At 37.3% G+C, this 14868-nt stretch carries 9 protein-coding genes; 2 read left to right on the forward strand and 7 right to left on the reverse strand.

Features of this window, described 5'->3' with window-relative positions:
* Positions 1–300: 300 nt before the first annotated feature.
* Complete coding sequence (locus ACFCYJ_RS15640) at positions 301–1200, reverse strand: DMT family transporter (protein ID WP_376074857.1); 900 nt, start codon at positions 1198–1200, stop codon at positions 301–303.
* Between the two features lie 365 nt (positions 1201–1565).
* Between ACFCYJ_RS15640 and ACFCYJ_RS15645 the strand changes: the two genes are divergently transcribed.
* Together ACFCYJ_RS15645 and ACFCYJ_RS15650 are read left to right on the forward strand one after the other, a co-directional pair.
* The gene (locus tag ACFCYJ_RS15645) at positions 1566–2282 is read left to right on the forward strand and encodes an MgtC/SapB family protein (RefSeq protein WP_376074858.1); all 717 of its coding nucleotides are present in this window, start codon (positions 1566–1568) and stop codon (positions 2280–2282) included.
* 14 nt (positions 2283–2296) lie between these two features.
* Positions 2297–3292 carry a cation diffusion facilitator family transporter gene (locus ACFCYJ_RS15650; protein WP_376074859.1) on the forward strand — a complete coding sequence of 332 codons (996 nt, stop codon included), beginning with the start codon at positions 2297–2299 and terminating at the stop codon, positions 3290–3292.
* 73 nt (positions 3293–3365) lie between these two features.
* On the opposite strand, the gene ACFCYJ_RS15655 is transcribed toward ACFCYJ_RS15650, so the two are convergent.
* From ACFCYJ_RS15655 to ACFCYJ_RS15680, 6 genes are all read right to left on the reverse strand, one after another.
* A complete protein-coding gene (locus ACFCYJ_RS15655) occupies positions 3366–4109 on the reverse strand; it encodes a hypothetical protein (protein ID WP_376074860.1) in 744 nt (247 codons plus the stop codon).
* A gap of 187 nt (positions 4110–4296) precedes the next feature.
* On the reverse strand, positions 4297–5460 hold the full coding sequence (locus ACFCYJ_RS15660; RefSeq protein ID WP_376074861.1) for an iron-containing alcohol dehydrogenase: 1164 nt from the start codon (positions 5458–5460) through the stop codon (positions 4297–4299).
* A 66-nt stretch (positions 5461–5526) separates the two neighbouring features.
* Positions 5527–6636, reverse strand: a complete 1110-nt coding sequence (locus tag ACFCYJ_RS15665) for a response regulator (protein ID WP_376074862.1) — start codon at positions 6634–6636, stop codon at positions 5527–5529.
* Positions 6633–9596 (reverse strand): sensor histidine kinase, encoded by a 2964-nt coding sequence (locus ACFCYJ_RS15670; protein ID WP_376074863.1) that lies wholly within the window; start codon positions 9594–9596, stop codon positions 6633–6635. The genes ACFCYJ_RS15665 and ACFCYJ_RS15670 overlap by 4 nt, the downstream gene beginning before the upstream one ends.
* A gap of 235 nt (positions 9597–9831) precedes the next feature.
* Positions 9832–10029, reverse strand: a complete 198-nt coding sequence (locus ACFCYJ_RS15675; protein WP_376074864.1) for an S-layer homology domain-containing protein — start codon at positions 10027–10029, stop codon at positions 9832–9834.
* Between the two features lie 185 nt (positions 10030–10214).
* A complete protein-coding gene (locus tag ACFCYJ_RS15680) occupies positions 10215–14807 on the reverse strand; it encodes a DUF8202 domain-containing protein (RefSeq protein WP_376074865.1) in 4593 nt (1530 codons plus the stop codon).
* Positions 14808–14868: the final 61 nt, after the last annotated feature.

The following is a 14868-nucleotide window of genomic DNA, read 5'->3' on the forward strand; positions in this document are numbered from 1 at the left end:
TGAGCCAGGATCAAACTCTCCATAAAAAGAAATTTGATTAGCTCAAATTGTTTTGCTGGCATCATGTTTGATGTCCAAAATTTTGTTTCGTTCACCAACTCAAGGCTAGTTACTAAAAACTTTATTGATTACGTTTTGCTTGTTCAGTTTTCAAGGTTCATTTTGTCGTTGTTGTTTTTAACAACTTTATCATCATAACTCATCTCCGACAATAAGTCAACAACTTTTTTAAAATCTTTTTTTTCAAGTCGTCCTTCTTGTTAAGGACAAGTAATAATATATAATATAGCAATTTAAAAATCAAGCTTTTTTCGAAAAAAGTTTAAAAATCTTTTTCTCATCCACTACAAATAATAGAATTCCTACTATAACAATTAATCCACCAATAATTTGTGTGGCTATTAAATACTCTTTAAAAATGAGAAGAGCTAGAATGGCCGCGCCAATTGGTTCAAATAATATCGCAATAGAGACCACATTTGTACTAACGTATTTGATAGACCAATTAAATAGAGTATGACCAAATAAATTAGGCACGATCGCTAATAAAATAAACCATATCCAGTCCATAGTTGGATAGGGGCCGAAAGATTCACCCTTAATAAGAACATAGATAAATAACGTAATTGTACTAACAGCATAAACAAGCATCGTATAGGTCACAAGAGATAACCTCTTACGTACATCTTGTCCAAATAAAAAATAAGCAGTAACGAGTGCACACGCAATAAGAGCAAGCATGTCTCCATAAAATGCAGTACCGCTAAGTTTAAAATCTCCCCAACTGATTAAAATACTACCAACAATAGCAACCGCTCCTGCAAGTATGGTTTTCAGAGTAATGTTCTCTTTGAAGAAAAAATATGTACCTACAAATGCAAACAACGGCTGTAGTGTAACCAAAACTGTAGAACTTGCTACAGAAGTGTAATGGAGTGATTCAAACCACAAAATAAAATGGAAGGCTAAAAATATGCCTGCAACCGAAGAAAATCCCCAATCACGTATTGTTAATTTCTTTATCTCGTTAGTGTACTTCCAAAAAAACAGAGGCGCCATTATTAACACCGAAAACAACATACGGTAAAACGCAATAACCCCTGCTTCTGCATTTGCCAATTTTACAAATATGGCAGATAAGGATACAGAAATAACACCAATAAATATAGGAATGTATGGATGAATTTTTGGTTTCTCCATTAAAACCAACCTCCAATCAATTTTGCCTAGGCATAATTACGTCTGGATTCGGCTTTGTGCTATCCGTGATATCTACCTGAGGCTTTAACTTATACCCGCATTTATCGAACCACCAATAGAAGTGGCGATTTCTGTAGCTACTTTAGTTCACTACATAAAACATTTGTAGCTGGCGTTTCACTTTCGCTAAATAAAAGATTTGTAACTGACGCTTCGCTTTCGCTACCTAAAATAATTGCCGAAAGAAGTTAAAAATACTTCTACTTCATTCCTATCGTGATGTACAATACAAAAAAGTAATGTACATATAATAATGACACCTTGCATATCTCTTAGCAATACGAAATATCTGTGGAGGGTTGCGTATGGAAACATTTGAAAATTTGATTACATATGAAGTTGGCATAAAATTAGTAATTGCAGCCACATTAAGTTTAGTAATCGGCATCGAGAGAGAATTAAAAAAGAAGCCTGTAGGATTAAAAACGAGCTTAGTTATCGCTACATTTAGCTGTTTATTAACTGTTATTTCGATTGAAACCGCCTACTCAACACCCCCAAGGTCGGAAATCAATATTACAATGGATCCTCTACGCTTAGCTGCCCAAATTGTTAGTGGAATTGGATTTCTTGGAGCAGGTGTTATTTTAAGGCGCGGGAATGATAGTATCTCAGGTTTAACAACTGCAGCAATGATTTGGGGAGCTGCGGGGATAGGAATTGCTGTTGGCGCAGGCTTTTATATAGATGCTACTTTGGCGGTTATTATCATTGTCTTCGGCATTGAGGTTTTATCGCCGTTCCTAATGAAAATAGGACCAAAAAGGATTCGTATGCGAGAAGTATCATTGAAAGTTCAGATTAACAATGATGAAAATAGTGAATCCTTTTTAGCATTTCTAAAGGAAAACAATATTATTATCGAAAACATACGCATTCAAGATGTTCCAAATAATAATAATGTTTTTCACGAATTAGATTTACGCTTATCATTAATAGTTTCTGATAACTTATTGTCATTTTATCGTTCGTTACGAGCACTACCCTATATAGAAAAAATCGAAATGGAAATTTTAAACTAGTTGGAGGTTCTTTCGTGGGAGAAATATTGAAACTATTAAAAAACGGGAATAAACCTTCTCTGTTGGCAGCAGTTGTCAATGCCTTTTTAGGAATTATTAAAGGTGTTGCCTTCTTCTTTACAGGTAATGTTGCCATGTTTGCAGAAATGATGCACTCACTAGGAGATGCAGCAAACCAATTATTCGTTTATATCGGCTCAGCGCTTTCGAAAAAAGCACCGACAAAACAGTTTCCTGGAGGCTTTGGCCGAATAGTAAATTTAGTTTGTCTTTTTGCTGTTATAATCGTGGCGATCCTTTCTTATGAAACTATAAAAGAAGGCTGGCATCATTTTATACACCCAGCTGGAGAATCCAAAGGAATGTTCATTGCACTTGGCGTATTATTGATTGGTATTGTTTTAGAAGGGTCAGTTCTTGCGAAGGCTGCCGTTGAAATACTACATGACGCTGGGCAGGAAAAAACGGGAATAATAACAGCTATCCCTAAAGCTTTTCCCTATTTAAATCGCGCAAAACCAGCAACAAAATTAGTGTTTATGGAAGACTTAGTGGCTACAGGCGGTAACTTCTTGGCCTTCGCAGCTATTTTAATCGCACATTTTACAGGCTGGACAAGAATAGAAGGACTTGTATCAATGATTATTGGCTGTATGATGTTCTATGTAGTAGCGAAAGTTTTCCTTGATAATGCGCGTGGGGTTATTGGTGAAACAGACGAAGAAATGCTAAATCATATTGCTCATCTTGTTATGGATGACCCAAACATTAAAGATATTGTTCGTTTAGAGGTCGTTAAAGAAGGTGAATTTTTACATGTGGAATTAGTTGCCGAAGCTGACCCCAACTTATCACTCGCTTTTTTAGATGATGTCCGCGACCATTTAACAGAGGTCATTTTAAGTCAGAAAGGCGTATCAAAAGTGGCCATTATATTTGATGAAGATGATGGGCAACTAGCTTGGGTGCATATTGGTGAAAGACCGGAAAACTCAACACCCAAACAATAACATCATGATCAAAAATAATTTTTCTAAATAAAATAAATAGCCAATTGCCTTATTTCAGGCAGTTGGCTATTTTTTATACCAGCACTAGATGACTTTGTTCTCGTTTAACTTCTTTTGTATCTTCTATTAAGCAATCTAGAATCTCTTCATTATTTACAAAAACATGATCTGTTATCATAAAAGTTAATAACATTTTTAATGCGATAACCTTTTTTACACCTTGCTGTTGAATAACGATTTTTGAGAATTTTAATGTTGCCAATCGATTAGCTAATGCATATTCTTCTGCATTTGTAATCTCTCTTCCATCTGCATAGCAACCTAATATGAAATTACCCGCATAAGAATCTTTCAATACATTAGGATGCATAGATCGGTAATGTACCTCTGCAATTGAATCATCATTATTCATCATTTGATGAGTCACCAAATAATGTTTTAAAGCACCTTTTAAATCAATCGCAATAGCTGTATCTGCTAGTATTGTTCGATAATAAACTAGCACTATTTCAGTATCTCCTAAATAAGGTTCCACTTCTACAACGATTTCCCCAGAAGGACGTACAAAAACTTGTACATTTGCTTTATTTACACCATCTGTAAAGGTAATATTCGTTTGGCCACATTGTAAGCTTTTAAAAAATATACTTTGATCAACGATATATCCCGTGACAATTTGGTCATTCTCAACTTGCAGTGATTTCGTTTCAATCCCCAATACTTCTACACAATTCTGCATTTTATAAACGTGCCGCTGAAATGGCGTCTTTATGCAACCCGATGTGACATTGCAATCTTCAAGCATTTGTTTCAACATTTGTCCCTCTCCATCCTAGTTTATTATTATCTTTATTTTAATAAACATAGTTGAACAAATTCTGAACAATTTTACAATTAACGAGAACATTCGACAAGGACTTAGTTATTTCCTAAGATTTTTGTTAGGACACTGGCACAATAAAAAATATGAGACTACAACGCGTAGCCTCATGTCTATTTTCATATTAAAGAGCGTTTTGCAAAATAGTTCGCACATCTTCTTCCTGTAATTTGTTGAAGTTTCCAAAGGGTCCATTTTGCATAGCATGCTCTAAAATTTGCTGGAATTTTGAATCATCAATGTCATAATCCGCTAGGCGACTTGGAGCTCCTAGTGAAGACCAGAATGCCGATAAACGATCAATCCCTTCGTATGCAACCTCTTCTGGGGACTTCCCTGTTGCGTCAACACCGAAAACGCGTGTTGCAATGCCTGCAAAACGCTCTGGATTTACGGGTACACTCAGACGCATCCAATGTGGTTGTAATATTGCTAAACCACCTGCGTGCGGAATATCGTACACTGCAGATACAGCGTGCTCAATATTATGTGACGCCCAATCACCGCGAGAGCCAATTGATAAGAATCCATTTAATCCAATTGTTCCGGCTAATAAAATCGTTTCACGCAACTGGATATTCTCTAAATCTTCTATCAATTTAGGTGCTGTTGCAATGACAGTTCTTAATACTCCTTCACACATTTCATCTGTAATCGGTGTATTCGTCGTATTATGGAAATATTGTTCAATTACATGCGACATCATATCAACCATACCGTAAACTGTATGATTTTTTGGTACTGTCACTGTATACGCTGGATTTAAAATCGAAAATTTCGGGAATACAGCAGGGCTACCCCAGCTTAGTTTTTCCTCAGTAGCCGCATTTGTAATAACAGAGCCTGAGTTCATTTCGGAGCCTGTTGCAGCTAGCGTTAATACCGTTCCAAGCGGTAAAGCGTCCTGCACAAATACTTTACGCTTTACAATATCCCAAGCATCGCCATCATATTTTGCACCAGCGGCTATTAATTTAGAACAGTCAATTACGGAACCGCCTCCAACAGCTAATACTAGATCTATTCCTTCTTTTTTACAAAGATCAATACCAAGTCTTGCTGTTTCTACACGTGGGTTTGGCTCAACACCGCTTAGTTCAAATATTATTTTATCCGCTTCTTGTAACTTCTCGATGACAGCATCATATACACCATTTTTCTTAATGCTTCCTCCACCATAAACAACTAACACCTTTTCACCATGCAGAGCTAACTCATTTGATAGCTTTTCCAGTGCATTTTCACCAAAATGTAACTTCACTGGATTATAAAATGTAAATGAATCCATTCAATTCGCCCCTTTCTACTCGGATTTTCTCATATTTATATTGGAGAAAGCAAAGAATAAAGATCCCTAAACATGAATCATGTAAGCATTATAAATACTAAGAATTTTCTCTGGTACTGAAATACCAATTTCCGATAATTTTTCTTGTATCCTCTCATAGCACTTTATACAATCCTGTTTTTTGTTTTGCACAATTAAAAATTCTAGTAGTAGAAACATATAGTTTTCGTTAAACTCATCTAGCTCTAGCATCTTTTGTAAACAGTTTAATTTTAGTAATGAATTAATAGAAATTGTAGTAGTAATATACATTTCGAGTACATGTAAGATCCCTTGCTTTAAGCGCAGCTGGGTTTGAATAGCCCAAGAGTACTCCTCCTCCGCTAAAAAATCACCTTCATAGTAATTTAAAAGCTGCTGGATGGATATTTCATCATGCCTTTTCTGCTCTAGCAAATAAATAAATTTATCATAATCACTAGCCATTTCCACATTTAATTGATAATGATTATTGACCAATCGAATTGGATCTTGAATACCTTTTTCTTTAAGGTGCTTCCTTAACTGGTAAATAGACGTATGTAAGTTACTGGCCGCCTTCTCAAATTCTAAATCTGGCCAGAGCTCCTCTATTATGACAACGTTTAACATAGGCTTTTTTTGATGAAACCATAAATATAAAAATAGTTCTCGCACTTTCCTAGTACGCCACTTCATAACCTCATGCTGGGCATCCAATAAATAAAAGCTTCCAAATGTATGTGCATATAAGAGATGTTCTTTTTTCACTTTTGCTACATCTTCTTGTAATTGCAACTTCTGCTGCGCTTTGATCAACGCCTTTATGAGCCGCTTCTCATGAACAGGTTTTAACAAATAATCCGTTGCCTCTACATCAAATGCATCCACTGCAAATTGGGCATGTGCTGTAACAAATATTATTTGTGTTGATGATGATTTCCCTTTTAATTGTTTTGCTACCTGTAAGCCATGCACATCAATCATTTCTATATCTAGAAAAACAACATCAATAGATTCTTTCTCTAGAAAAATCAGGGCATCGGCTGCATTCGTAAATGTTCCTTTAATAGAAATCTGAAATTGTGTAAGTCGATTTAACTTGAAACGTAAAACATCAATAGCCATTTTTTCATCATCTACGATAATAATATTCATGCTCCATCACCCTTCGGTAATAATATTAGAATAGTTGTCCCCTTTCCTTCCTCACTATTTAAACGAAGGCTCGCATTTTTCATTAATTTAAATTTTTTTAACGGATTTGTAAAACCAATGCGCGAACTTTCTTCATTAATTAATTGTTGTAACTTTTTAGCGGGTATACCTACCCCATTATCTTGTATTTTAATCCGAACAAATTGTCCTTCTCTCTGGACACTTACTTCAATTGTACCTCCCTCTGGCTTTTTGGAAATACCATGAAAAACGGCATTTTCCACTAAAGGCTGTAGCGATAATGCTGGAATCATAAGTTGTATAGATTCATCAATATCATATTTGACAGTTAAACGATTACCAAAACGCATCTTTTCAATATAAAGATATGCTTTTACGAGCTCCAATTCTTCTTCAATCAACACCATACTGTTACGATAATGAACATTGAGCTTTGCACGGAAGTAAGTTGCTAGGCAGTATAGTGCTTCCCTTGTATTATCCATATCGGAATAGCTCAATCCAATAATTGTATTGAGTGTATTATAGACAAAATGAGGGGTCACTTGCGCATATAAATAATTCATCTCAACTTCGATTGCATCTATTGATGATTGTCGAACCGCTAATAATGATTCTATTCGTATAAGCAATTCATCCGTTGCTACAGGCTTTCGTAAATAATCATTCGCTCCTACTTGCAAAGTTAGCACTAAATCAGAATGTTTCATAATAGCAGTTAAAACAATGATTGGTAGTTCTAACATGTCATATTGCTTGCGCACTTGCTTACATAATTCATAGCCCGACATACCTTCCATCATTAAGTCGACTAGCATACAATCCACTTGATTCGTTTTGATGTAGTCGATAGCGTCAAAGCCATTATCAACACCAATCACTGTATAGCCCTTTAGTGCTAATACATCCGCTAAAACCTTTATATTGACATGATCATCATCTACTACAAGTATTTTTTTATCGTTTCCATTATGAATCAACGGTAGCTCAAGCTGTAATATCTTGGATGCGTTGGTACGTGAGACGATTGCGAATGAGTTTTCAATACCCACTTGCTCTTCTGTTGCAAGAGGCATTGTGAATGTAAAGGTTGTTCCTTCTCCTAAAGTACTTTTTACATAAATATCACCATTTAATTTATCTACAATATTTTTTGCAATGCTTAATCCTATTCCAAGGCCCTCCTTCTGATGATTATTTTTCACTTGATAAAACGAATTAAAAATGCGTTCTAAATCCTGAGCGGAAATTCCTTTTCCGGTATCGCTTACCTCGATGACCATATGTTTCTCTTGCTGATAGGCAGTTACAGTAATTTCTCCAATTTCGGTATGCTGGATAGCATTGTGTAACAGATTGTACAACACCTGCTTAAAGCGCAATTCATCTGTCAGCATGGGCGGCAATGTCAAATCTACTTCAACGAGTAGTCGTACGTGACTATTAGTAGACATCACACTGCGAATTTCTGCTACTACTTCATTAATCACCGTTATTGCCACTGTACGAGGAGAGACACGTATTTCGCCAGACATATAATTGGATGAAAACAGTAAATCCTCTACTAAATAGCCTAAACGCTGTGTAACATTATGAATTAAAATCACTTGCTCCTGTTGGGTACGCTTCAACGGCCCTTCAGCACCTTCCATTAGTGATTTTGATAAATTCAAAATCCCATTTAACGGTGTGCGCAATTCATGGGAGGTTTTCAGTAAAAATCCATCCTTCATTTGATTGTGTACTAATAGCTCCTTTGATAATGTCTGTGCATCTGTAAAGGCCTGATTCATACGATAGTTTAGGAGTAAAGTGAAGCCAACTAATGTACAACCCAAAAATACCAATTTACTATACTCATTAGGTACTTCTGTTAAAAAATTAATGATTACTAATAACGTATAACAGCAACCTCCTGCAAAAATGATTAATATATATCGTGCACCTTCTAGTTTTTTCAAGATAACACGGATTAACATCAATTGCGTGTAGCCAGTTAACAAAATAATCAAAGCTACATATGTAATTTGTCGAATAATCATTGCTTGTGCAGTCATTTCACTTGTATCGAGATAAAATGGATTATAAATACCATATAGAAAAAAAACGCAACCTAGTGAAATAACAATTGTATTGACAATTTTTTTATTCGCCACTTGTGGATACATAGTATAAAGAAAAAGTATTTGACAAATATCGATTAGAGGGATAACACCGAGCTGTAAACGTGACTGGGTAAACGTTTCTTCTATAGGAAAAACTTGAAAGAAAATCTTGTGATTAGTAAAGGACGACTGAAAACCTATCAGTAACATATAAAGTCCGAAAAACAATTCTTCTTTCCTTTTGCGACTTTGTCCATAAATAGTCAGGTAAATGATGCCAAAAACGATATGTCCAAAAATCACCAATACATCAATCAACCTCTTGTGATCGTAGAAATTCTGTATGCTCTCCCTTGTTCCAAATTCAACAGGATAAATCATTCCCGCTGTTGGATATTTATTGTAGCTAGCTACTTGTATTAATATATCAAGCTCTTGCTCGTTACTTTGCCCCATGACAATAAATGCATCATCGTTTTCTGATTGAAAGCTCAAGAAAGATGTACTTGGATTTCCTTTTCCCCCAACGTTGATACCATTAATAAAAACACGACTAGATGAGTGAATATAGCGAAAAAACAAACCATACTGCTCTTCTGTAGGCACCTTTACTACGAGATGATAGGTACCAACAAGAGGTCCTTTTTCATTGAATTGAAAATAATCCTCCCATTTATCAGGAACTTTCATAGATATACGTCGCTCTTCGAAATCATCTAATGACTGTTGAGGCGATATCAGAACATTCGGGTAAAAGGACCAATCCCCATTGAGCTTAATGGTGTTATTATTTTCAAGTTGCTCATTTGAAACAACCGCCATTCCCTGTTTCACAATGCTGTCATTATTTCCCGAAAAATGATGCCTATTCCCTACCACAAAAACTATGGCAAATAACATGAAGATACTAACCACTATTACAAAATCTTTTTTCATTATTATGTTCTCACTATCGTTTGATTTATTTACATAGATTCGATTGCTTAATCATTTATTTTTTTATGTAATTTTTTCTATTATAAAATAATTGAACAAATTCTGAACAATAATTGGGAAGTTATTTAATAGTTTACCCATTCACAAAGCCACGTTCAAACAATTCATTAACATATTCATAGTAGTCAGAGGTTGTTTTGACATCCGTAAATACTTCCTCATTTGCGGCTTTTGCCATGTTTGATGCCACAACAGCAATTGCACTTGTAGCCATAGTTGTAGCCATAGCTACTTTAAATAGTTTGTCGTAAAGTGCTGTGCTATTTTTCATCTTTATGTTCTCCCCTTCACTAAAAATCGGCTTCATGATTTTCCTATTTAGTCTATCAATGGATGCCTGAACAAAATCTGAACAGATCTTTTAAAAATATCAATTTATTAACAAAAACTCTCTTCAACCAATAAATAACTGAAAAACAGGCTAAAAAATACTTAGCCTGTAATTGCCATACTTATTCAATTAATTTGCTCTTGCCCCTCTTCATCGATGAAATATGCATGAGGTTTCGCTGCCTCTTCAATTTCGTTAAATGCCCAGTGAGATGCCTTCACATCTGGGAAGCTTGGTGTTGTCACGCCATGTAGTGAACCGCGTTCAAACATACGGTTCATCATCACTACTGCTTGGGCACGTGTTAAGTGCTCATCTGGTGCAAAACTGCTATCTGCGCGACCGTTAATAATGCTTGCATTACGATTTGCCTCGATAATCCATTGAGCCCAGTGGCCTTTTGTATCCTTAAACGTGATTGCTACACCTTGTTCTACAGAAAGCTGCTTGTAGTTGGCTACCACTGCTGCCATTTCTGCTCGTGTGATATTTTGACCCGCATGGAAGTTTCCATGGTCATCACCGTTCATAATGCCCTGCTCTTTGACAAAGGCAATAGCCCCTGCTGCACTCTGATCTTTTGCCACATCCTTGAATGGTGCAGTATCTACTGTGCCATCTGTATAGCCTAAGATACGCGCAATCATCGTAGCTACTTGGGCACGTGTTACGTTTTTCTCCGGACCAAATGTACCATCAGGGAAGCCTTTAATGTATGCTTCATGGTGGTGAATAACTTGCTCTTCTTTCTTTTCTACCTGAATAATCGTAAATGTACTGAATTTGTTCACTGTGAAGCGTAAGCCAAGTTTACCCTTCGCCATTGTCACGACTTCAGGGAATACCACTTTTTTCTCGCCATCCGAATGTTCAATAAACACTGCTAGTTGGTCTAAAAATGCTTGACGCTCCGCTGCATCTGTCGGTACTTTTACGCCTTTTAACGGCAGTGTTACTTGAACAGGACGACTTGGCATATTTGTTTCAATCGTCATTGGACGAGCCACGACACGTACATTGTTGCTTTGTAGTGTCTCACGAACCACTCTCTCCACTCGAGCACGTTCTTCAATGGCCTTACGCTCACTTTCCTTTTTCACAGGTACTAAACGGAAGTAGAAATTATCATTCACACCGTCCATTGAGCTGAGTGGAATTGCAATCAGTCCATTCTCTGTAGCAAATTCTAATGATAAACCATTGTCATGTAGTAATTGTAGAGATTGTTTCGGTATTTCTATCGTTACTTTATCTACTTCATCATTGACATCCGGAATGACGATACGAACAATGTTATTGCCAATTCGTTTCGCTTTTTCTACAGCTTCCTTCGAGTTCGCTTCTGTTAATACCACAACATCTGTGATTTCACTGTTGGCATGTTTTGTGCGCTCAATTTCCACTGTTGTTTTTTCCAGTGGGTTTTCGCCATCAATTTCTAATGCCACTTGGATTTTCGTTGTAGTTGTACCAGGTTTAGTCGTTGTTGGTGGTGTTGGAGCTGTCGTCCATGTATCTCCGCCACCGACTGAGCCTGATGACGAGTCAGCGGCACGATAAACCGTAATTGTATATTGTTTGACTCCTGTACCATCTTGAACCGTAATAACCACGGTATTTGCACCGACTTGGAGTGGAACAAGACCAGTTGTCACAACTTGTCCATTCACGGTCATCGTCACTGTAGCACCTGAATTGCTTGGTAGTGCTGTAAATGTTAGTTGAGACGTTGCGTAATTCACATTCATTGTGTAATTTGTGACTTCTGATGAGAAGTTTGGACTTAATGCACCTGTTGATGGTGTTAGTGAGCCTAGACCTGATGTTGGTTGTGTAGGTTTCTTTACAAGTGCATTCTGTGCTGCTGTTAATGCTTGTAAGGCATCGTCTATTTCTGTTTGCGTAGCGCTTCCTTTTGTCAATATAGCTATCGCATCATTTAACGCCTTTTGGTAGTTTGACCAACTTTCTGGTGTATAGCTACCTGCCGATAAGTTCGTTGATTCATTTACTTTGGCTTGCAATGCTGTTTTATCTACTGTAGGAGCAGTCGGGGCATCTATTAATGCATGACGCGCTGCAACTAATTTTTCCCAAGCTGCATTTACCTCTTCTTGAGTTGCTTGTGGATCATTGAATACATCTTGGGCATCTTTTTTTGCCGTTTCAAATGCAGACCAACTATCTTGCGTATAATTCAACTCGCTAAATCCAGCGACAATTGTAAGCTCTTTTTGCAGATTCGTTTTATCAACTGTTTTATCTGAATCTATAAACTCCAATGCATCATGTTTTGCTTTTAAAGCATTGTAAGCTGCATCTATGTCAGCTTGTGTTGAATTTGGATTGTCCAATACAGCTTTTGCTGCACTCAATGCTGGCTCTAAGTCATTCCAACTTTCAGGAGTATAATCTTCTTTTGTTAAGCCTTCGACAATCTCCACTCGAGTCGCTAAAAGTGATTTATCTGGCGCATCGACTGTTAAAAGTTTTGATACTATGCCAGATGTATGACCATTAATTTCTGCTGTATACTCTACATTGTATGTGCCGTTAGGTATATCTTTGTTCGGTGTGATGCTCCAGTTTCCATGTTCATCTGCTGTTGTTGTTAACGTTATGTTATCAGAAATTTTGATTTTTACTGTTGCACCTGGTGTTGCTGTTCCAGTAAATGTTGGTTTAGCTGTACTCACCGTTTCTGTTGGTGCTGTTGCTCCTACTGTTGGATTTGGAGCTGCTGTATCTACTGTCATGTTTACCGTTTGTTTTGCTATCTTGTCGCCTCTTTTTGCCTCGACTTCGATTGTGTAGTCGCCATCTACTAAGTCAATGCTTGGCGTGAATGCCCAATTGCCACTTCCGTCAACCGTCGCATTCCCACTCGCATTTGGTACTTCATTGCCGTCTTTATCTTTAATCACAACTCTCACCGTTGCGTCTTTATCTACTGTTCCTTTAATGTCTGGGTTTTTAGTGTTCACTTTACCTGTTGGCTCCGTGATTTGTAGAGATGGTATGGCAGTGTTTGTCATAGTTTCTTCAAAGCTATTTACCGGTACACCATCTGTACCTGTTAATTTTCCTTGTCCGTCATACTCTACTTTTACGGATTTACCAGTGGTATCTGTCCCTGGTAATGTAATCAGTAATTGCTTTGGATTAGCTGGATCTACTTTCACATCGGCATCAGTAAGTGTAATTGTTTCCGTACCTACTGTCACTGTAAACCCAGTTGCTTCAGGTGCTGTTAATTTGATGTCTTTATCAAATGTCACGACAATTTGATTTTGATTCGCTGTGATTTCTTCCACTTTCACGCTTTGTGGTGCAGGTGCATCCGCTGCAAACGTGAAATATTGACCTTTAGCTAATGTCGCTTTTGCAGCATAATGAGGTGCGCCATTTAAAGTAATCTCTGTTAATGTATATTCAGTTGCTAGTGCAAAATCTGTATCGCTGTTCCCTACTCGTAATGTTGTGTTTTCTGGAAGAGCACTCTTTGGAATGGCAATTTCTACTTCACCCACACTTCCTGTATTTTGTACTTTCCAAATACGTTCAGCATGATTTTTGTTAGTTGTGCCGATTTGCTTTGTGAACGCTAGACCCTTGCCGTTATCGGCCCAGATCAAATATTGTCCATCTGTTAGGGTACCTTGATTAGTCAAATTTGTAGCTGTAAGTGCCTCAACACCAATTGCAACCTGTGTACCTTCGTTAATGCTTCGGCTTTGCTTTTGTTCAAGTTCCTCTGCATCGTCACGACCGATACCAGCGATATTTTGTTGATACTTGGTGTTTTCAGTTGCATCCCATACAATAGCGTTATTTGTCGCTACGTAATTGCTAGTACCATCATTTAACGTAATCCCATATTTTACTGCTAAATACGTTTCAATTTTAGCAGCATCTGCACTTGTTTCCCCATCATACAAAATAATCTCTGCCACATCAGCATTGAGACCTGAGAAGTTACTACTAGAAGCTCCAGGTCCAGTAGCCCCAATAACAGGTGTAAATGTAATTGGTTTAATTGTAATTGTTGGTTGGCCTACAGTAGTCAGCTGTCCATTTATTCTTGCTAATGCCTTTGTGCCATCATCATTCATTTCATAGTTTGCTATTTGGAATATTTTTCTGTTAGCAGGTCCAAAAGAGCGCCATGTAGAGTTTGCACCTGTCCCTACTGCGAAATAGTTTCCACCGCTTCCACCCCCACCTAAAATCTGAGTACCGTACTTGATTATTTCCGTAGAACCAATAAGTGCCCCTGCAGTCCCAGCTTCAGGCCATTTATAAACCGCATATCCAGACTGGAAAGTAATCTGTTTATCTCCTACTAATTTAGCAGATTGATTATAGTGAGCTGCTCCACTTGGGTTATCAAATTTTACACTTGGGTTAAAGTTCACACCATTTACGTTATACTTCGGTGTTCTCTCTTCTTGTCCTGTTGGAATATCAAGTGTAAAATTCACTGGTGCTACAGATTGATCAGCCCAATGTGTTAAATTTCCAGCACTTTCTTTTACACCTTCATTTGATTTCAACCATAGTACTGGTTGTGTACTTACACCACCCGGATTCACAGGATCCGCTGCTAGCGCTTTTTTAGGCAACCCTGTCAGCGAAACACTACTTGTCACAAGTGTAAGTGAAAGCATAACAGTAAGTGAACGCTTCCACCATTTTTTCTGTTTCGTTTTGATATGCATCCTTTTCCCTCCTACCTATTTAAAACTCCGTTGTTCTTCATTAAATATTTTCGCCCCTTTC

Origin of the sequence: Lysinibacillus sp. NPDC056232, from assembly GCF_042267565.1 — a bacterium.
Taxonomy (GTDB): Bacteria; Bacillota; Bacilli; order Bacillales_A; family Planococcaceae; genus Lysinibacillus.

What these genes read in the sequence shown, in the direction of transcription:
- ACFCYJ_RS15675 (WP_376074864.1), bottom strand. Translation starts at nt 10,029, where the DNA reads ATGAAAAATAGCACAGCACTTTACGACAAACTATTTAAAGTAGCTATG.
- ACFCYJ_RS15655 (WP_376074860.1), bottom strand. Translation starts at nt 4,109, where the DNA reads ATGTTGAAACAAATGCTTGAAGATTGCAATGTCACATCGGGTTGCATA.
- ACFCYJ_RS15640 (WP_376074857.1), bottom strand. Translation starts at nt 1,200, where the DNA reads ATGGAGAAACCAAAAATTCATCCATACATTCCTATATTTATTGGTGTT.
- ACFCYJ_RS15680 (WP_376074865.1), bottom strand. Translation starts at nt 14,807, where the DNA reads ATGCATATCAAAACGAAACAGAAAAAATGGTGGAAGCGTTCACTTACT.
- ACFCYJ_RS15660 (WP_376074861.1), bottom strand. Translation starts at nt 5,460, where the DNA reads ATGGATTCATTTACATTTTATAATCCAGTGAAGTTACATTTTGGTGAA.
- ACFCYJ_RS15665 (WP_376074862.1), bottom strand. Translation starts at nt 6,636, where the DNA reads ATGAATATTATTATCGTAGATGATGAAAAAATGGCTATTGATGTTTTA.
- ACFCYJ_RS15645 (WP_376074858.1), top strand. Translation starts at nt 1,566, where the DNA reads ATGGAAACATTTGAAAATTTGATTACATATGAAGTTGGCATAAAATTA.